The organism is uncultured Vagococcus sp. (genome assembly GCF_963518325.1).
Taxonomy (GTDB): Bacteria; Bacillota; Bacilli; order Lactobacillales; family Vagococcaceae; genus Vagococcus_D.
Map to the genome: position 1 here is coordinate 283,751 of NZ_CAUQJB010000001.1, position 20,504 is coordinate 304,254.

Annotated in this window: 21 protein-coding genes; 6 read left to right on the forward strand and 15 right to left on the reverse strand. The window is 38.7% G+C overall.

Annotated elements, in window-relative coordinates:
- The first annotated feature begins 320 nt into the window (after nt 1-320).
- Entirely contained in the window at nt 321-1,715 is a 1,395-nt protein-coding gene (gene nhaC, locus RWN13_RS01345) for a Na+/H+ antiporter NhaC (protein ID WP_314059682.1), read from the forward strand.
- Nucleotides 1,716-1,948: 233 nt separating this feature from the next.
- Here the strand turns inward: nhaC and RWN13_RS01350 are convergent, their stop codons facing one another.
- Nucleotides 1,949-2,239: a hypothetical protein gene (locus RWN13_RS01350; RefSeq protein WP_314059684.1), complete on the reverse strand. Its 291-nt coding sequence runs from the start codon at nt 2,237-2,239 to the stop codon at nt 1,949-1,951.
- A gap of 191 nt (nt 2,240-2,430) precedes the next feature.
- Nucleotides 2,431-3,006 (reverse strand): DUF1349 domain-containing protein, encoded by a 576-nt coding sequence (locus tag RWN13_RS01355; RefSeq protein WP_314059686.1) that lies wholly within the window; start codon nt 3,004-3,006, stop codon nt 2,431-2,433.
- A gap of 785 nt (nt 3,007-3,791) precedes the next feature.
- Here RWN13_RS01355 and RWN13_RS01360 point away from each other — a divergent pair.
- The 4 genes from RWN13_RS01360 to RWN13_RS01375 all read left to right on the forward strand — a co-directional run bounded on the left by RWN13_RS01360 (nt 3,792) and on the right by RWN13_RS01375 (nt 6,281).
- A complete protein-coding gene (locus tag RWN13_RS01360; protein WP_314059687.1) occupies nt 3,792-4,178 on the forward strand; it encodes an FMN-binding protein in 387 nt (128 codons plus the stop codon).
- Between the two features lies 1 nt (nt 4,179).
- Nucleotides 4,180-4,770: a TetR/AcrR family transcriptional regulator gene (locus tag RWN13_RS01365; protein WP_314059689.1), complete on the forward strand. Its 591-nt coding sequence runs from the start codon at nt 4,180-4,182 to the stop codon at nt 4,768-4,770.
- A 329-nt stretch (nt 4,771-5,099) separates the two neighbouring features.
- Nucleotides 5,100-5,729 carry an NAD(P)H-binding protein gene (locus RWN13_RS01370; protein ID WP_314059690.1) on the forward strand — a complete coding sequence of 210 codons (630 nt, stop codon included), beginning with the start codon at nt 5,100-5,102 and terminating at the stop codon, nt 5,727-5,729.
- Nucleotides 5,730-5,927: 198 nt separating this feature from the next.
- Nucleotides 5,928-6,281 carry a YxeA family protein gene (locus RWN13_RS01375; protein WP_314059693.1) on the forward strand — a complete coding sequence of 118 codons (354 nt, stop codon included), beginning with the start codon at nt 5,928-5,930 and terminating at the stop codon, nt 6,279-6,281.
- 25 nt (nt 6,282-6,306) lie between these two features.
- On the opposite strand, the gene RWN13_RS01380 is transcribed toward RWN13_RS01375, so the two are convergent.
- Nucleotides 6,307-7,482 (reverse strand): serine aminopeptidase domain-containing protein, encoded by a 1,176-nt coding sequence (locus RWN13_RS01380; RefSeq protein WP_314059695.1) that lies wholly within the window; start codon nt 7,480-7,482, stop codon nt 6,307-6,309.
- Between the two features lie 78 nt (nt 7,483-7,560).
- Between RWN13_RS01380 and RWN13_RS01385 the strand changes: the two genes are divergently transcribed.
- A complete protein-coding gene (locus tag RWN13_RS01385; protein ID WP_314059697.1) occupies nt 7,561-7,917 on the forward strand; it encodes a helix-turn-helix domain-containing protein in 357 nt (118 codons plus the stop codon).
- Between the two features lie 33 nt (nt 7,918-7,950).
- On the opposite strand, the gene RWN13_RS01390 is transcribed toward RWN13_RS01385, so the two are convergent.
- From RWN13_RS01390 to RWN13_RS01445, 12 genes are all read right to left on the reverse strand, one after another.
- Nucleotides 7,951-9,771, reverse strand: a complete 1,821-nt coding sequence (locus tag RWN13_RS01390) for an ABC transporter permease (protein WP_314059699.1) — start codon at nt 9,769-9,771, stop codon at nt 7,951-7,953.
- Nucleotides 9,772-9,776: 5 nt separating this feature from the next.
- Nucleotides 9,777-10,547 (reverse strand): ABC transporter ATP-binding protein, encoded by a 771-nt coding sequence (locus RWN13_RS01395; protein ID WP_314059702.1) that lies wholly within the window; start codon nt 10,545-10,547, stop codon nt 9,777-9,779.
- Nucleotides 10,548-10,718: 171 nt separating this feature from the next.
- Nucleotides 10,719-11,429, reverse strand: coding sequence for a 6-phosphogluconolactonase (locus RWN13_RS01400; protein WP_314059705.1), 711 nt, complete (start codon nt 11,427-11,429; stop codon nt 10,719-10,721).
- Between the two features lie 133 nt (nt 11,430-11,562).
- Nucleotides 11,563-11,874, reverse strand: a complete 312-nt coding sequence (locus RWN13_RS01405) for a multidrug efflux SMR transporter (protein ID WP_314059708.1) — start codon at nt 11,872-11,874, stop codon at nt 11,563-11,565.
- Between the two features lies 1 nt (nt 11,875).
- Nucleotides 11,876-12,208 (reverse strand): multidrug efflux SMR transporter, encoded by a 333-nt coding sequence (locus RWN13_RS01410; RefSeq protein WP_314059709.1) that lies wholly within the window; start codon nt 12,206-12,208, stop codon nt 11,876-11,878.
- Nucleotides 12,209-12,237: 29 nt separating this feature from the next.
- Nucleotides 12,238-12,795 (reverse strand): TetR/AcrR family transcriptional regulator, encoded by a 558-nt coding sequence (locus tag RWN13_RS01415; RefSeq protein WP_314059711.1) that lies wholly within the window; start codon nt 12,793-12,795, stop codon nt 12,238-12,240.
- Nucleotides 12,796-13,015: 220 nt separating this feature from the next.
- On the reverse strand, nt 13,016-13,678 hold the full coding sequence (pgmB, locus tag RWN13_RS01420; protein WP_314059712.1) for a beta-phosphoglucomutase: 663 nt from the start codon (nt 13,676-13,678) through the stop codon (nt 13,016-13,018).
- Nucleotides 13,679-13,740: 62 nt separating this feature from the next.
- Nucleotides 13,741-16,011, reverse strand: coding sequence for a glycoside hydrolase family 65 protein (locus tag RWN13_RS01425; protein WP_314059714.1), 2,271 nt, complete (start codon nt 16,009-16,011; stop codon nt 13,741-13,743).
- Between the two features lie 39 nt (nt 16,012-16,050).
- Nucleotides 16,051-16,887: a DUF1189 domain-containing protein gene (locus RWN13_RS01430; protein WP_314059716.1), complete on the reverse strand. Its 837-nt coding sequence runs from the start codon at nt 16,885-16,887 to the stop codon at nt 16,051-16,053.
- 83 nt (nt 16,888-16,970) lie between these two features.
- Nucleotides 16,971-17,822, reverse strand: coding sequence for a sugar ABC transporter permease (locus RWN13_RS01435; protein WP_314059717.1), 852 nt, complete (start codon nt 17,820-17,822; stop codon nt 16,971-16,973).
- Complete coding sequence (locus RWN13_RS01440) at nt 17,822-19,123, reverse strand: sugar ABC transporter permease (protein WP_314059719.1); 1,302 nt, start codon at nt 19,121-19,123, stop codon at nt 17,822-17,824. The genes RWN13_RS01435 and RWN13_RS01440 overlap by 1 nt, the downstream gene beginning before the upstream one ends.
- A gap of 60 nt (nt 19,124-19,183) precedes the next feature.
- Nucleotides 19,184-20,452, reverse strand: coding sequence for an extracellular solute-binding protein (locus RWN13_RS01445; protein ID WP_314059721.1), 1,269 nt, complete (start codon nt 20,450-20,452; stop codon nt 19,184-19,186).
- Between the last annotated feature and the right edge of the window lie 52 nt (nt 20,453-20,504).

Genomic DNA, 20,504 nt, shown 5'->3' on the forward strand with positions numbered 1-20,504 from the left:
CAGTGACAGTAGCTTCTCATGTTTGAATGGAGAGAATTGACGGTTGGTGGAAGTCAATCAGCATGAGTGAGTGAATTACACACTTAAACAGTTTTATGAAGGGGGAGAGCCCATATCCTCTATAAGAGAAAAGCAGCGTGCTTTTAAAAATTGGGTGGTACCGCGAATGATTCGTCCCTGTTAGTTGATACTAACAGGGACTTTTTGTCGCTTAAAAGGAGGAGGTAATAATGAGCATTACAAGTGTTGGTGGACTTATTCGTTATCGACCACAATGATTAGACAAATTATCAGATATTAATCATATGGAGGAACGTTTTATGTCAAAAAAAATAAGTTTTATGGAAGCTGCGTTAATCATTATTACAATGTTGGGAATCATTGGAATCAGTGTGATTCATTTTGGTCTTTCACCGACTACTCCCATTATTTTTGTTTTAGGATTATTGATAATATGGGGAAAATGTCGAAGATTCACCTGGCATGAAATTCATGAGGGAATCCAAGAAGGAGTTACCACAGGAATAATTCCGATGCTTATCTTTTTATTAATAGGAGCGCTAATTGCTAGTTGGATTGCTGCAGGTATCATACCTGCAATGATGGTAGTTGGCTTTAAATTAGTCAGTGTCAGTATTTTTGTTCCCTCTACCTTTTTAGTTTGCGCCATTATTGGCACCTCTATCGGCAGTGCCTTTACAACCGCTTCAACGGTTGGTTTGGCACTGATGGGAATGGGACTCTCTCTGGGCTTTAACCCTGCCCTAATAGCAGGTGCGGTCATTTCAGGATCCGTCTTCGGTGATAAAATGTCGCCACTTTCTGATACAACCAATCTTGCGGCCGCTGTAGCAGGTACTGATCTATTTAAGCATATTCGCAACATGATGTGGACGACTATTCCAGCATTTGTTATCTCATTAATTTTATTTTATCTATTGGGTAGTCAAGCCAGCATCCAGTCGTCTCAAAATGAAATCAGTCATTTGACCAACATTTTAGAGAAGCATTTCACCATGGGTTGGTGGTCAACGATTCCAATTCTCGCCATGATCGGTTGTTCCTTGACAAGAGTTCCAGCTATTGCCACCTTATTGTTGAATATCGCCTTGTCATTAGGACTGTTTATTGCTCAATCTCCCAATGTGACCTTAAGCGCAATAGCCGAAATTATTGAGAATGGCTTTATTTCAAAGACAGGTGTTTCAAACATTGATTCATTATTAAGTCGCGGAGGCCTGAGCAGTATGTTAGGTGCTATTTCATTAATTATTCTGACTCTCTCTCTCGGCGGATTGCTGATGAAATTTGGTCTCATTCACCGTTTGATGGCACCTCTCTCAAACAAATTAACCACGGCTACCGGTTTAGTGACCGCTACGGTCATTGGTGGTGCCTTAGCGAATATTATGATTGGTGAACAGTATTTATCGATTATTTTACCAGGAAAAGCTCTAAAGCCTTCTTTTGATAAAAGTGACTTGGATGAGGTTGTCTTATCCCGAGCTCTGGAAGATTCAGGGACCGTCTTAAACACTTTGATTCCATGGGGAGTTAGTGGTGTATTCATGGCAAATACATTAGGGGTCAGTACCATTGCCTACTTGCCCTTCTGCTTTTTTAGCCTCCTTTGCCCCATTCTGTCAATCCTTTCCGGCATGACAGGTGTCGGAATCAAAAAGAAAACTCCCAATCGCATAATTAACCAAAAATAATTAACTGATTAACTGTCACTAATATTTTCTACTACTTCCATTTGAATGCAACCAAACAAGCTGGGACATAAAGTCGTTTTGCTCCAAAGACTGCACAAGTTTCGATGCCCCTCATTTCTAAGGTCTTTACGATGCGCCTTCTTTCATCTTTATTTTTGCACTACAGTTATTCACATTTCAACAGATCCATTTTGATCTGGATAGACTTCAATATCAGAATAAGAGGCCATCATCTATGCCGTTTCAGAACCTGAATCAAGTAATTTATTACTTGATTCCACTTGCCAGTTTTCAAGATCAGGAGTAAGATATGTGCCCTTTCGGCTTGGTTTTTGCAAACAAAAACCACCCAAGTTCCAACTGGCACTAGGTAGACCACATCCTCTTTGGGACTTCACGTGTCGAGACAAGTAATCAAACGCCTTAGAATTATGATCCTCCGTATTATAAACACTCATTCCGATTAAACCAAAAGATGCCTGATTCATTAACGGAATTAACTCTAAACGTTTTCCTGTCATCATAAATTCCTGCCACTATATTATGTTGATTGGTCATTGAACGTTTCATTCCAATGACGTCGAATCCATCTTTTGTTGTATAACTTGCTTCTAACGCCACAACACTCCTCTTTAATAGATTAGTTACTAACTCAAGGATAGCAGTATCTCAAGTTAGTAACCTCTCTTTTTTTACAAAGAAATGCGCGCTTTTCTTAAACCTCTCCCGACCTGACATTTTTAGCCTGGATTTCTCCCAAACTAATTTCTTCAAATAAAACACTAGTCCCTTCACCTAATGGCGACTGGGCGACAAATCCAACTTTTACGCTAGGCCCACAATCCATGCCAAAGTAGCGCGCCATAAAAAAATCTTCACCATTATAGGAATAGTGAAAACCAAATAAATCGCCTTTTCGAACCATTTGTAAATAAACAGTCCCACCATCAATATTGACCCCATTGGCATCATCTGACAATCCCTTAGTTACCACTGAGACGACTGACTGAGTTCCAATATCAGTTTTCTCAAAACAAAGCTTTCCCCAAAGGGTGGAATCTTTCAAAAAAAACAAACAACCTGCATCATAAATCCCTCTGAAATCTGGTGAGACTTTTGCTCGCAAGACAAAGTCACCAGTCACATCTCGATAATAAAAAGCCCCATTTTCTGTGACCTCCTCATTTTCCGGATTGACAAAGAAATCCGACTTCGGTAACGCTGTCATTTCTAAGGAATCCTCTGTCATCACCTCTACGTTTGACTCATTTAACCATTTAAACCCATTCATCACTCTTCCTCCATTCATATCAAGCCCTTGAGACTTTGATGACCAAAATAAACGTGTTTTGCTCATCGACAATAGTGACCTCTATCTACCAATTAACCATCTCAGCAAGGAGTTGAACAATCGACAAACCTATGACAAATGACTCGTTTGCTCCTGCGTAAAAGTTCAATCAAAGAATCAAGCTCTCCCCCCATTCAGTTAATGTTGCTAAAACTTATTCTGATGGCTAACTCAGTCATTTCCACTTTGATAGAACAATTACCAACGCCATGATTTAAAGTATTTTTAATTAGGTTACTGTAGATCCGTGGGTAAATCTTTCGGTCACCTAATAATACCATTGACTCCTCAGAATGCTCAATACTTAGTTGGATAATTTTTTCCTGCAACTCGTCACAATACACGACCAGCTGATTTTGTCACACAACAATTAGAGTGATTTTTTGAGAGTAATCAGCAAAATCAAGCAATACAATCATTTACTTCCCAATCTCAATGCCGTCACAAAAATCGATATCATCCTTAACTGTAATGGCGATAATTAGACTTTCAAAAGTTAAACAAACATGGACCATACAGGCTTTACGTTTCCAGCAACTAGCATCACGAATGAGAGTCATAAAGGTAAATTGAAATCAAAAAAAATTATTTAACAATTTAGCAATTTTTTCATGCACTAATTCATAAAAAATCAGTCCCTAGTCTGACTTATTTTTCTTTTCTCAATGATAAACTAATATAAACGAGAGAGTTCTCGTTTATTTTGAGAAAGCAGGAGATCATGAATGAAGAAAAAAATAATTACTTTTTTGCTAGCTAGTTGTTTAATTGGTGCTTGTCTATATGGAGGTGTCTTTCTAATTTACCAATCGCGAGTAAAAGCTATCACCTTATCACACCAAGATCTTAAAAACGTCGACGATGGTAATTATTCAGGGACTTATAACGCACTCTTTGTCCAAGCGGCTGTTACTGTCAAGGTAAAGAATCATCGGTTTACAGCAATTAACTTGGATAAGCATATCTATGATCGCGGCGAAAAAGGACGCGACATTATCGATCGTGTCTTAAATGCCCAAAGTACCGATGTTGATACCATTAGTGGTGCAACCAACAGCTGTAATGTTATACTGAAATCAATCGAAAATGCCATTGATAAAGGAGCCAATTAAAATGCCAAAAGTATCAGAGGCGCATAAAGAAGAGATGCGCCGAAAAATCAGAGCCAGCGCTAAAGCCCTTTTTTTGCAAAAAGGTTTCCGAGCAGTCACCATGAAAGATATTGTGACAGCTTCCGGCTTAAGTTTTGGCGCTGTCTATTCCTATTACAGCAATACTTCCGATATTTTTCTCGTGCTAAAACAGGAAGAAATTCTAACGGACCATTCACATTATCAGCTCATGTTAACTGCAACAAACAAAGCAGAGTTTGTGGGACAATTTCTAACCTTTCTGACCGAGCGATTGTCCCATCTCGAAAACACCCTTGTACCAGCTACCTATGATTACTTAACCTTTGTGGCAAAAGGTGCTCATCACACGGCCATCAGCGACATCGTCTACAGGGAATTGGAGCAGCAGATTTATGATGTCCTACAACAAGGTGAGAAGGCCGGCTTAATAAACACAGAGTCGATCGAGACCATTGCTAACTTTTTACTAGTCTATGTGGAAGGGCTTTACTTTCAACAAGCCTTCGTTGATTCACCTCCAACAACTAAATCCCTCAAAAGTCTTGGAATTATTTTGAATCAGATACTGTAAATTCTATAGCTAAATCAAGAGAATAACTACATCAGCTTTTATTATATAGTTGATGCTACAGTACTCACTTTGATAGAAGTTCACATACTTTAAGCTTTATCGTTTTATCTTAAAGCAGAGGAAAAAAACAATACAAAATTCCAGTCATTCCGTATTTTAGTCTGCTTAATTCCGTATATTGCAGGCTCATTTATTGGCATGAGTTAACTTTTTAAGATGTTTTTAGAGAAACTTGCCAAAAAAACGACTTTATTTTCCGATAACCATTGACCTTTCGACTGATAACCGCTAGCATTAAAGGTGAGGCTATTACGAAAGGATGGGATTTTATGAAGATTGGAATTATTGGGGCAACTGGTAAGCAGGGAAATCTAATTTTACTCGAAGCGTATCGACGCGGTCACGACGTAACGGCACTGATCAGAGATCAACGAAAGTTAAAGCATGAGGTACCCTATATTGAAAAAGAATTATATGACTTGGCACCCACTGAATTGGAAGGTTTTGACGCAGTCGTAGATGCCTTTAACGCACCTGCCATTATGCCGCAACTTCATCAAACCTCTCTGAGACACATTACGAAAGTTGTCAAAGATTTAGACACAAAATTATACGTGGTTGGCGGCGCTGGTAGTTTGTACATCGATCCTAGCAAGACAACACGTCTGTCTGAAACTCCTGACTTCCCTGAATCTTTTAAGCGAACTGCGGATAGTATGGCAGCTGCCTTAGATGAATTAAGAGTGAGTAAAGCAACTAATTGGATTTACGTTAGCCCTGCTGCCAATTTTGATTTTGAGGGCCCGAAAACTGGGGAGTATCAATTAGCAGGCGAGGTATTGACATTAAATAGTCAAGGCGAAAGCTATATCAGCTACGCTGATTATGCCATTGGTATGTTGGATTTGATTGAAAGCGGCAAGCATAATAAAGAGCGGGTTTCACTCGTTTCGAAATAAGCGAAACAGGTTGATGATAATCAGCCTGTTTTTTTTAGATTTCCCTATGAACCGCTAGGGAAATCCTATTGATTCGGATATCCCACTTTCACTTGACCTTACAAAAATGTTAGGCACTCGTTAGTTTCTTCTATGGTTGATTTCCCTGTTTTACCGCATAATGATATTAGTATTAAATGATGGATTAGGAGAGAAAGCATGAAAAAACTTTTGGCAATTGTATGTATCTTTATTATCGGGGCAGGTCTTGGTTTGTATCACTATTATTATGGTGGGAGTGCTTATTATACTAAAATAAATAGTTCTGGCAAAGAAATTACGCAGATTGTTGACCAAACAAAAGAAGAAATGAAAGACTATGAATACTCTCAACCTGCTTTCAATGATAAAGGCGATGAACGTCATCTGACCTTCAATGGCTCGATTGGTCGGCCGCTTAAACTCAATTCCTACCTCAAACTCAAGGTCAATCGACTCAAAGGTGTCGTCAGTTGGGAAGAAATGAAGAAAAGTGATGTTCCTAAAAAAGCCTTATCTCATTTAAATAATTAGAAAAAACTCACTAGGTGAGTTTTTTTTAGCTTAATAACCATTCGTACATCTGGTCATTGCTGTCATATGCTGCGCCATTTTGGCAATGTAAGTCTGAAGAAAACCTATCCTTATCAAATAAAATTAATTGTTTAGTCTCTGCAGGGATTTTACTAAAAAATGTTTGCCCATGTCGATAATCGTAATAATTATCATGTTTAGCAAGAAATACTAAACAATCCGTTGTCAGCTGACGATACGCTATTTCTTCATTGAAGTTCTGGCAAATTTCCAGTAAATTATTTAAACCAGTCCCACCAAATACCCACTTTGCCTGTTCGATTTGCCAATTTAAAAACTTATTTTGTCTTATGTAAATGGAACATATCTTTTCCAACACAGATGGAAAGCCTTTTTCCAGAAAACCATGTAAAAAATAAGGCAATGATTTTTTTATTGAATCAATCATTGAGGGAAAATAATTATACAAGACAATTTTATCAAATAACTCATCATCTAAGCTAGCCCCTCGTGCTATTAAAAGGCCACCTAAGGATATGCCCACGCCGATTTTCGGGCCTATTAACCGGTAGTGAGCTTGATAAAAATCAACTACTACTCGTGCGACTTGTTGCCAATCAGCTTCAAAAGGCATCTGATAGTTCCGAATCACACTGGACTGCCCCGGACCTTCGTATAAAATCACATTATAGCCATTGGCCAAAGCACTTACCACATTTGTAAAGTAAAGTTCTTCCAGTAAAGCATCAAACCCACCGCATATGTATAAGATTCCCAATGAGGGTTGCTCTGTTCGAAAGAAAAGTGTCCGTAATTCTACCTTCTGATAGCTCAGATTGTGTTGAGTAAATGCAACATTTTTACATGCTAAGCCTCGGTAAAATAAATCAACTGACTGCTGGTAAACCTCTTCTTTACGCGGATCATTCGGTGGTAAAAAAAATTCCGCTCCTTGATAATAACGACTGGCTCTTAAAAAGGCATTTCCCTGGGCTTCTTTGCCCTGAAAGGATTCTCCTCGTTGGGCTAATTTACTTGCAAAACTCTCCCACTCCTTATACCAAGATTCATAGCTGCCATCTTTTATTTTTTCAGTTACTGCTGCAACTTCCCCATAATCAGCTCCTCCACTAGGTGTGTACCACAATAATCGCGTTGCTTCAAACTCCATCTCGGCATTCTTAAAGAAATGTTGTTTCATTCTATCATTCCCTTTCAACTTCTACTATAATTAAAAGTATATGGAATAAAAATAAACTTGAAAAGAAGGTACTTTTACGTGTCTACTAACAATCAATGCGAACAAGATCGCCGCTTACGTGAGCTGGCCCTTCCTCTTTTAGGCAAATGGGCTCCCTTTATTTTGATTTTATTAGCTCGTCAGCCCCATAGTTTTGCTGACTTAGAACGAGCTATCGAAGGTATTTCAAGAAAAGTTCTTAATGAAAATTTAGTTCAGTTACAAATGTCTGGATTGGTTTTGAAAGAGGGACAGCCTTCAACAGGGTTTCCTGTCAGCTATGAGCTAACAAAACTTGGCATAAGTAGTTTAGTCGTCTTGGAGTCACTCAAATCATGGCTCATCGCCCATGAGAAGGAACTTATTTTTAATCAGCAATCCTTTAATACTAAATAAGACTGGCTCCTCATGAGGAAGTCAGTCTTATTGTTATTTTTTAGGTAAGACAATGTCTTTATATAAGTAGACGGTTATAAAGTAATAGCCCAAGTATATACAACCATAGATAGCGAAAGGCATGGCAATATAGGCATAAGGGTTAGGAATGAAAATCGTAAACATCTTTAAACCAACTAGGACGTGAACAACACCTAGAAAAGCTGGTGCCAAAAAGATCGCTAATATTTCTTTGCGAATAGAGCCCATTAGTAATTGACGTCTAACACCAATTTTATGTAACATATCGTAGCGGGCGATATCCTGGTAAGCCCCCGTTAATATCTTAAACATCAAACAGCTAGCTAACATGGCTAGAAAAGCAATTCCTAAGAAAAAGCCCATAAACATAAAACCATTGGCCATGCTTTGAATCTGTTGATACATCTCATATTTGCCATTGCTATACTCAAGCTCTGGATGTCGTGCTAATTCCTGCTGATGCAATTCTTTGAAAATAGGTAATTGTTCTTGATAATCACTTACACGAATAACTTGAATCGTACTAACTTGACTTGCTAATTGATCAAATTCAGCTTGAGTGACTACTTGATAACTGCTTTCATATAAAGCATCATTACCATAACCATCAGCAATTTGATTGAATCCTTGAGCGATTGTTCCCTCCCCTTGATTTTGATAAGAGTAGGCATGATTTAATTTAAGGTCTTTTGATTCCTTAAATGGTGCTCCTATCTCTTGTTCATCTTGAACCAATAAAGGTTGTTTAACCAATTCTTCTTGAATAAAATACTTTGTCTTCTCAACCATTTTTGCATGGTAGGTAATCACCTCTTTAGCGTCCAGTTTATCAAGAACTGTTTGAATTTCTGGCGTCCCATTGTACACGACGGCGTCATTCACATTCGTACTTAACAAATCCGCAGCAAAGTTCTTAAAGGCTTGTCCAACAGTCACAGCTCCTAATGATAAAGCTAATAACATCGTGACTAAGCCTAAAACTTGAGCCAGTGATGATGCTTTAAAACTTAATTGCGATAAGGTAAAGATGCGAATTTTTTTGCCGCTCATACTCTCCCAAGATTTCAGTTTATTCACGATGACAGGCACAAGTGAACTGAAAAATAAAAAGGTTCCCGGTGTAATTGTCACGATTGCCACCACCACTCCGATAATCTGAAAGGTTTTAATATTCACCATACAGATGTAACCAATCCCAATCAATATCATCGACAAACAAATTTTAACAACAGTCATCAATGGTTTCGCTTTTGAACGTTCTGACTGATTTTCACTGTACAATAAATCTAAGGTCCTTGTTTTCATGAATTTCGTGACATTGACAACGGTGGTAATTAGAAATAAAATGCCGAAGAAAATCAAGGTAATCAACAAGGCTTTTGGCACAAAAGCTTCATAGGTATTCGATGGTAAATCGATCGCCGAACTTAACCAGTCCCCCATTAACTTAGCCAGAACTGTTCCCATAATCAACCCTACAACTATTGAAAAACTGCCGATAAAAAGCGTTTCAATAGCCATCATTTGACCTATTTTTTTCTTTTTAGCACCCAACATCATGTACATGCCATATTCTTTTTTTCGCATAGAAAGTAAAAATGAATTGGCATAAAAAATATAGACAATCGTAATAATGGCTAATAAGAAGGCTCCCAATTGAAACACAATGGCTACCATCGAAACTGACGGAATATTCTCTTCTAGGAAACTCGTATTCAGTGATAACGTTTGGAACATATAAAAGATCGAAATAGCGATCATCAAGCCTAGCATTAAAACCAGATAGTCTTGCCAACGCTTTTTAACACTTGTGAGTGACAGTTTAAACATCATCAGACTTACACCAAGCTTTCTGGGTCAATTTCAAGACCTGCCAAAACAGCTAAAATCTCTTGATAAAATTCCTGTTGAGTGCCCCGACGGTGTAATTCCCGGTAAATTAATCCATCTTGGATAAATAAAATACGTTTGCAATAGCTAGCGCTGACTGCATCATGGGTTACTAGCAAGATAGTTGTTTTATAATCCTCGTTCAACCCACGTAATGCTTCTAACAAATTCTTAGCATTTTTAGAATCCAATGCACCTGTTGGTTCATCTCCCAGCAATAAATTGGGGTTATGAACAAGGGCTCGAGCAGCAGCTACCCGTTGTTTTTGACCTCCCGATACTTCCGTCGGATAACTTCCTAAAATTCGTTCAATATCCAGTACTTTCGCAATTTCCTTGACTTTCTTTTTGGTTTTACTGGCGGAAACACCTTGGAGTGACAGTGGTAAGCCAATATTTTGCTGCATGGTTAAATTCTCTAATAAATTAAAGTCCTGAAAAATAAAGCCGATATTTTTAGCACGAAAATCGGATAATTGACTTTCTTTCAGACCGTTTAACGTGGCACCGGATATTTTGATATCACCATTTGTCGGGCTATCCAAAGCTGATAAAATATTTAATAAGGTGGTTTTACCTGAGCCAGATGGGCCCATAATGCCCACAAATTCTCCTTCTTGAATATCGAAAGAAATATCCTTAAGAGCTTCATGTTGTTTTTCACCTTTTTTTCCATAAACTTTCTGTATATGAGTCACTTCTAAGACTGTTTTATTCATAATATGCCTCCAGTTAATTGGTAGTTTTAAGTAGTTCGACTACCTGATGAGATTAGTTTACGTTAAAACGCGGCCATCGTCCTTCGAAAGTTCTTACAGAATTTATCACTGACCTAACAGTTTTGTCACATGACAAATAAGCAGAGGAAAATTCTTCTGCTTATTTGATAACTAGTTAATTAATTTGGCCGCTGGTTCATCGCACAGGACCGTCACATCTGGATGGAACTGCAAGATAGAAGCCGGAATATCTGGCGTCAGTTTCCCATTGAAGGCTCTGTCTAAAATATCCGCCTTGCCTTGACCATTAGCAATCACAATAATCTTTTTTGTCTTCATAAGGGTTCTCATGCCGATGGAGACATAGCAATCAATCTCTTCTTTAAATTCACCTGATTCAGCTAACATGGTCTTGAATTTATCATCCAACAGTACCCGATACCCTTCTTTTTCAAAGGGTGTGCCAGGCATGTTAGCAGCAATATGTCCGTCAGCCCCGATTCCCATAATAGCGAAATCAAGGCCGCCAGCCTCTGCGATTAAACGATCAATCTCAGGATAGGTTTCCTCATTTAAATAGGTAATTTGCTCGTCACCAATTTGATTGGCTTTAAAGAAGGTTTTGTTAATATACTCAAAACGCTTATATTCCTCTGGTTTGGTGCTTAAATAGAGATTGTCCTGTTGAAAGAACTGAACGGTGTCAGAAACACGACTATCGCTAACTGCCATTAAGTCTTTGATGATTTCATAGGCCCTTAAAGGTGTTGAGACTGCTGTTAATGAAATGTTCACTTTCTGATCTGTTGTTAAATAAGGCACAATCATCTGCGCCAAAGCTTGACTCATTGATTCAAAATCTTTTTTTTCAATTACTTTCATGAATAACGCCTCCCAATGGTTGATTGTCTTTATTTTACTAAACACTCTTTAAAAGTAATAGGCATTACATCCCATAAAAAAACGGTTTCTAACAAAAAAACAGAACAAAGGCCTCAGCCCTTGTTCTATTTTTTTATGTTAGCAACTTTAAGGCAACGGTTGATGCCAGTATTACTGCAATACATAATAACCGCTTAATATCTTTGGAATCTTGAAACAGCACAATCCCAACAATCGCTGTTCCAACTGTCCCAATCCCTGTCCAAATAGCATAACCCGTTCCCATTGGAATCACTTGCAAGGCAAAAGATAACATCAGCAAACTACTACCCATCGTGAGAAATGCCAGAAAAATAGCTCGCTTATTCCCTTCAGCCAATCGTTTAATGTTCCAAACACCAATTATTTCCATCAAGCCTGCGCCAATCAATGCTAACCATTCCATCTTAGCTCTCCTCCTTCACAGGCGTTTCTATTAGTTTCAGTCCAATAATGCCCAAGATCAAGGTGACCATAAATAGCAACTTTAATGGACTAACATCTTCTCCAAAGAAAAGGACACCTACGATGATACTGCCTACTGATCCAATACCAGCAAATACAGCATAAACAGTCCCAATTGGCAATGTCTTGGCCGCCTCTGTTAATAAAATAAAGCTAATCACTACACCAGCACCTGTTAACACCCATTGAAAAAGCGTTTCTGCATGACCTAAGCCACTTACCCAAACAAGTTCAAAAATTGACGCAAACAATACCTTTAACCATTCCTTTGTCATGTGACACCTCTAATTTATTTAGTCTATCTTCATCTTTTTTCATCATGCTCTTTGAAAGTCCACGATCGGACTCTCTCCAAAACCGCGCCACGCATTTCATCATCTAAAGCCGACGCGTTAAATAACTCTGAATAATAGAGCCCGTCAATGGCCAAACGCACAATTGTAGCCAGAACTGGATCATACCCATCTGATGCCATCTTTTGTTGGATGATGGCAAAGCTATCTGAAACAGATTCACTGACCTCTTTACTTGCTAAAGCACCAGCCACCAAGGCCACATTAACGTCTGAAGTGGATAATAAATCATGATTTGATATATTAATCATCCCTCGGGACCAACTACCGACTTTTTCTTTTTCCTTGAGACTAGCTCCTTCGATTCGACCCAAGTACTCTTGATTTAACATGTCTGCCAAACTCAAAAGAAGCGCATTTTTATTGGCAAAATAATGAGTCACACCGCCTTTACTGTAGCCTGCTTGCTTGGCGACTTCATCTAATGTAATGTCAGCCAATCCACGACTTGCCAATAACTGATTGGCACTTTCTAAAATATGGCGTCGTTTTTCCTCTGCTTTGGTCATATGTTACCTTCTTTCAATTGAGTAATTTTAAAAAAACGAACAGTCGGTTTTTATATTACTAAACTAATAGCTCGTTGTCAATTAGGTATTGATACTACTCTTGTTAGATTACTCTCAGTTCGAAAGAAATCGCCGTCTCTTTTACAAGCTTACGGCGATTATGACTAGTTATGTATTCATTTTTAAACCTGATACTTATTAGCAATTTCGTCCTTAATCTCTAATTCCCAACTGCTGCCATAATTTTTACTAAGGACAATTCGCTCGTATTAGCCACCCGATAGTTGGCATCTTTCATCGACTCGGGGTCGCCAACACCGACTGAGAACATCTCTGCGCCATTGATGGCATCAATCCCTGCTTCAGCATCCTCAACACCAATACATTCAGATGACTCTAATCCTAGTTGGTGCGCCCCTTTAATAAAAATTTCTGGATCCGGCTTTCCTTTTGCTAATAGACTTGGATCAACAATTTCATCGAAATCAGCAGTAATCCCTAAACGTTCCAAAATAACTGGACCATTCTTACTAGCAGAAGCTAGGGCAAGTTTAATCCCCGCAGCTTTAAGTTCCCCTAATAACTCAGGGATGCCCGGTAATAAATCAGCTGGTGTAATGTCTTCAATCAATTTGACATACTCGCCATTTTTATCGGCCGCCAAAGCTTCTTTTTCAGTTTCAGTATAGCTATCGGTTTTACCACCATGAACAAGAATCCGATCCAACGAATCCATTCGTGAAATTCCCTTTAATTTTTCATTAAACTCACGATCAATTTCAATCCCCATTTTTTTACCAAGAGTTTTCCAGGCATGATAATGGTATTCCGCCGTATCTGTAATTACACCATCTAAATCAAATATAAATCCTTTAATTGTCATCTCGTCTCATCCTTTCAAAAAAGCAATCAAGTCAGTCTTGATTGCTTCGCTTTAGCTACTTCTTATTTTACCTTAACAACATGTTCATCGGCAACTATCACTTTTTCACCAAAGAGTTTAACTGCCAAAGGTTCTCCTTGTAAAACGACCAATCGGACTTCTTCATGATCGACTGTCACTTGCAGTAAATGCCCTTGATAAGTGATTTTAAATGAATAACCTTGCCAATCTTTGGGAGTAAAGGGACTAAAACTCAATTGTCCGTCCAATGTCCGCATACCGGCAAACCCATGAACCAATGACAACCATCCGCCACTCATAGACGTGATGTGTAACCCGTCTTCCGTATCATTGTTATAATTATCCAAATCTAAACGAGCAGTCCGAGCATATAATTCTACGGCTTTTTCTTCCATGCCTAATTCTGCCGCCAAAATACTGTGAACACACGCTGATAAAGAAGATTCATGAACGGTCATTGGCTCATAAAAATCAAAATTACGTTGTTTCTCTTCCGTTGTGTATTCGTGATTCAAGAAATATAACCCTTGTAACACATCAGCTTGTTTGATAAATGGCGAACGCAAGACTTTATCCCATGACCAGTTTTGGTTCAATGGCAAGTCTTCTTTACTCAATGACGATACTGGCTGTAGGTCTTTGTCTAGAAAAGTATCATGCTGTACAAAAATACCTCGTTCATCATCTGTCGGAAAATACATCTTATCGATTATGTCTTGCCATTTGGCGGTTTCGGTTCCCGTAATGCCTAGAGCTGCTCTTTTTTCAGTTGTGATTTTTGTTAAGCTTTCCAGTGTGTAACGCAAAACCCAAGTCGCAATTGTATTGGTATACCAGTTGTTATTGACGTTATTTTCATATTCATTAGGACCTGTCACACCGTGAATCATGTACTGACCTTTACGTTCAGAATAATGAATTCGATCTTCCCAGAATCGAGAAATCCCAACTAAAACATCGATTCCTTCATCTATTAAATAGGTTTCGTCGCCGGTATAAGACGTATAATTGAAAATAGCATGGGCAATGGCACCATTGCGGTGAATTTCTTCAAAGGTAATCTCCCACTCATTATGGCACTCTACCCCTGTAAAAGTTACCATTGGATACAAGGCACCTTTTAAGCCCTGCTGTTTCGCATTGTGAAAAGCACCAGGTAATTGCTGGTGACGGTATTTAAGTAATTGCTCACTGACTTCTTTCCCTGCCACTGACAGATACATCGGCACAATGTAAGCTTCCGTATCCCAGTAGGTTGCCCCACCGTATTTTTCTCCTGTAAAGCCTTTTGGACCAACATTTAAACGGGCATCCTCGCCATAATAGGTGGAGAACAGTTGAAAGATATTGAAACGCATGCCTTGTTGAGCTTCATCATCACCTTTGATCACCACATCTGCTTTTTCCCAGCGTTTGAGCCATCCTGCACTATGAGCCTCTTTTAATGCCTCCCAACCTGTTTCAACGGCTTCAGCCGTTAATTGTTCAGCCTTGCTCAATTGGTCCGCCTCAGCCACATCTCGGCTTGTCACAACCGCTACGTACTTTTCTAAACGGGCAGTCTGACCTTCATTCAATTCATAAGTATAGGTTTCAGAAACAAATTTAGCTGACTCCTCTTGATTAACCTCAGTTGTGGATGATACGTTTTTCATTGCCGTTGTCACACTAAAACGGGGTGTGCCAAAGGGGTTTTCAATAGTTTCCATCGTAACTGCTGGAAATTCTCCTAATTGGTGGTTTTTTTCTAGCCAGAAAACTTCTTCATAGTTACTGTCTTCATTGGTAACATTGCCATCCAAATTAGGTGACAGTTCAACCTTTCCTTGACCTTTTAACACCTCAACTTCAACTTTGACTAAAGATAATTCTTGAGTTGCTACGCTGACAAAGCGTTCAAATCGAATCTGAGCGTCAACGTCTTTTAATTCAACTGTATAATGTCGGTTTAAAATTCCTGTCTTCATATCCAATTCCAAATAAAAATCACGATGCTTAATCGTCCCTAAGTCAATTACTTGACCATTAATACGGACATCCACACCAATAAAATTAGTGGCATTAATCACCTTACCAAAATAGTCAGGATAGCCATTTTTCCACCACCCCACACGGGTTTTATCAGGAAACCAGACACCCGCAATATAAGTTCCCTGATGACTATCACCAGAATAACCTTCTTCAAAGTTACCTCGCATTCCCATAAAACCATTGCCAATCGACGTTAAACTCTCTTGCAATCGTTTATTTTCAACGTCTAGCTGAGTTGTCTTAATTTTCCACGGGTCAATCTCAAATAATCGTTTGAACATAATACCTACTCCTCTTCTTTTCCAACTAAATATCTTAATCTATGCTTTTTGCAATCTACTTCTATTACTTTTGGCATAACTATCATTAAAGCGAGTTGTCACAAAGACCCCAAGTAACATTAAAACTAAGCCAAATGATTGGATGCTTAGCACAAGTGTCATATCGAAACTAATTAATCCTACTACCATTCCCAACAAGGTACTTAAACCTAAGCCATTTAAAATCAAGTTTAAAGATTCCTGATAAGTGCAAATGGATGACAGATGGTTCTTTTTAGTCAGCCAAACAAAGAAGGCTCCTCCAACTACTAAAATTAAATTACTCACTAAAATCAGTGAGGCACTCATCAACATCATTGTAAAGGCTACGAACGCTTTATTTTGCGTCAGCCATTGAGAACTAATCCCTTGTTTCAGTTCCTCAATAGTTGTAAATGCCCCTGGATTAAAGTCTCTTGTGTAGTTAACCGTAAATTCGTAACCGGATTGATCTTTTAAGACCATTGCCCTTTCACCAAAACTAATGCCACTTTTTAAACGGCTTAACTCATCTTCGCTTAAATTGAACCCGACCGTCCCATTGCTGTTAATCAATTGGCTGTCTTCGGCAGACAAGTGCCCTTCTTGAAATTCAGCACCTTGAATAGCCATAAGTGTGTTATGATCCACTTGTTTAAAGGTTTCAGACATGATTTCTGCTAATTGAAAATTAGTTGACCTTGCCATATTGACGGTTACAGGGATTAGTGCCAAGGCAGTAATAAAGATAAAAATCAAGAAAAGTTGCACTTTCGTTAGAGCATTCCGCCCTAAAAAAACACGTTTTGGTGTCACGATATTAACAAAATAGCTAAATGGAAATGGTAGTTTAGTCATAATTTTTTCATCCTTTGTTGTCACATACTTAATTTTTAAGACTAGCCTTCATCAAACGCTTTCCGATAAGCTGACTCATAAAACTAACCTTTAGTTCCCCCTGCGACCAATCCTGATACAAAATGTTTTTGTAAGAAGAAGAACAAGGTCGTAATCGGTACGGCAATTAGAATCGCCCCTGCCGCAAATAAGGCGATCTTTTGATCTTTTGTATTACTTATAAATGACTGTAACCCAACGGCTACCGTTAATTTTTCTTGTGTCCGCAATAAGAATCGAGCCAACATAAAATCACCAAAAGGTCCCATAAAAGCCCACAATGCTTGGACTGCCAACATCGGACGAACCAGTGGTAAAACTATTTGCCAGAAAATTCTAAAGTGCCCTGCTCCATCAAGTTTGGCACTCTCATCTAAATCAATTGGCACAGTATCGAAGTAACCTTTCATTAACCAAGTATTCATAGGAATCCCACCACCGATGTAAATCATCGTCAAAAACCAATACTGGTCTAAGGCATCTAGCAGAAAAGCCATGACATAAAAGGCCGTCAAAGCTGCCATTGTTGGCACCATTTGAACGATTAAAAAGAATTTCAAACTACTTTTACGCCCAACAAAGCGATAGCGGCTATAAGTATAACCAGCTAACGTCACAATCACCACTTGGCAAACCATCGTGAAGAAAGCAATGATCAAGGTATTTTTATACCAGCTGCCATAAAGGGTTTCTGTAAACAATCGTTGAAAGTTGTTCAAGGTCCATTTACCATTCAAACTCAAACTAAATGCATTGACATTGCCTGCTTTAAACGCTGAACTAATCGTAATGAGTAGTGGATAGATAATAATGACGGACAGAATGACCATAAATAAATAGGTGAAAAACTTGGTCCAAAATTGAGCGGTCTTCTGCGAATGAAGTTTATTTTTCATTACATTCCCTCCATGTCAAATGCTTTAGTTCGTTTAAAGACAATCAATGATACCGTAATGACAATCGCTGAAATCATCAATGTAACAGCTGCCGCAACGGAATATTGTGGCGATGTACCCGTCGTTAATTTGTAGATCCAAGAAATCAAAATATCAGTTGAACCTGCACCGCCACCGACACTTCCGGGCCCCCCCATATTAAAGAGATAGATCATGGAGAAGTTATTAAAGTTACCCGTGTATTGGGTCACAAAAATCGGTGCCGCCACATACAAAATCATCGGCATAGTAATTTGACTAAAGCGCTGAATCGCGTTAGCACCATCAATTTTAGCCGCTTCATACAAATCGGCAGGGATTGATTGTAAAATCCCCGTTACCATAACATAGATATATGGGAAGCCTAACCACCCTTGGATCATGATGATGGCTACTTTTGTCCAAAATGGATCAGTCTTCCAAGCGATCGCACTAATATCAACAAAAGGCAGATGATTAAGAAATGGAATCACTTGAGCATTAATCGCGCCGATACTGTCATTAAATATATTAGAAAAACTTAAAATGGTAATAAAAGCAGGAACCGCCCAAGGCAACAAGAAAATGACGCCGAACAAGCGACGGCCTTTGATAAATTCCTGATTAGCCACAACAGCTGTAAAAACCCCAAGAGTAATTTGCAGGGTTGAAGCACACATGGTCCAAATCAAGGTCCATGATAAAACTGACCCAAAGGTATCCCGGTAAGAACTTAAAAAGAAAATGCTGAAAAAATTCTTAAATCCAACCCAATCGATAAGATTAGCTGGTGGTATATGGTAAAAATCGTAGTTTGTAAAAGCCATAAACAAGGTCACCAGGACAGGGAAAATAATAGCAAATGTCATTACAATATAAGCTGGTAATGTTAGAACATAAGGAAAACCATTGTCAAACATATTATGAATAATTTCTTTTGCACTCACATTTACTTTCATTCCTGAATTCCATTGTTTGGCTACCATTCGAGCGTCACGCAGGTTGATGGTATAAAAAATTAAGAAAATCACGGTAATGATAATTTGCAAGGTTCCTTCGATCATTAAAAAGAGTGAATGATCTTCGATTGGCACACTTCCTAAGGTAATAAAGCCATGTAACGCTCCAATCCCAAATGCTGCCATTTCAATAATAAATAAGAGAAACACACCTAAAAAGATAAATCCTTTAAATTTCTGTTCATTATAAAATTGGCCTAATCCAGGAATAAGAGATAAGAGAGTTGCTTTTTTAACATTTTTTTTGGTGGTTGCAGTATTCATCTTGATTCTCCTCTTTAAACGAATTTCGGCAGAGCGAACCCTGCCGAAAACCAGTTAACGTTATTTCGTATATTTTTGAGCGATTGCGTCATTAATGACTTTAACTGCCGCATCTGCTGCTTCTTGAGCCGTTTGTTTGCCCGAAGCGGCATCAAACATCAAGTTCTCACCACCAGCCCACACTTCACCCATTTCTGGAATATTCGGCATTGGATCAGCATCGACATATTGGGCAATAACAGCTGATGTAATTTGATCATCACCAGCCGCAGCTATATCACGAGATTTATTATTCGCAGGGACTTCATTGGTAACGTCGTATAATTTAGTTTGATTGGTTTCAGTTGTAAGGAAGTCAATAAATTGTTGACCGACTTCTTTATTTTTAGAATAGTTACTAACGACCCAAGCTTTACCTCCACCAAAAGCTTCATAAGCATTGCCGTTATTTAACGTAGGAATCTTAGCAACACCAAAGTTAACACCAGCTTCTTTATAGTTAGCAGCTGCCCATGGGCCATCGATGATCGCTGCGGTTTTCCCATTAACAAACTGATCGGTAATGAAATCCCCTGCACTCTTAACATCTTGCATCCCTTTAGGCCACGTGCCTTGGAACCAGGTGTTAGCATATTCAATTCCTTCAACTGCTCCCTTGGAATTTAAACCAACATCACTTGGATCAGTACCATCTTTTCCAAAAACATAACCACCGTAACCAGCTAACAAGCCGTAGGCTGAGTAGAAGTCTGTCCATTTCGCTAAGAAACCAACATTTTTACCCTTTTCAGCGGCAAAATCAAATTTAGGATCTTTGGCAATTTCTTCTAGATCTTTAAATGTTGCAGGAACTGTGTCGATTAAATCTTTGTTGTAATAAAGTACAAGAGTTTCGATAATAGCTGGTTCTCCGAAGAACTTGCCGTCAACAGTGACTTGAGACTTGTCGGTATCATTGTAATCCGCTTCATTCCCTAAAGTAACTTCCGCCAAGTGGCCCTGTTGTCCCAAAGGTCCTAAACGATCATAGGCTGACATCATCACGTCTGGTGCCTTGCCGGCAGGGCCGTCTAATGGTAAGGCTTCTAGCTGTTCAAACATATCACGTTCAGTTAATTTAACAGTCACATCATTTTCTTTTTCAAAGTCACCTTTAATGCTTTCAAGATACTTGATATACCCTTTATCAACCGACACATTTAAGGTTTTTCCATCAGATTGACTGGCTTCTTCCTTTGCCTTTTCTTTAGCGCCACCACAAGCAGCTAAGCTCAAAGCAACTCCTGCTACTAATAATCCCAGGCCAACTTTCTTAAAACTTTTCTTCATTACGAATACCCCCTGCATATTTTTTGTTTTCGCTTACACCCTTATTATTATC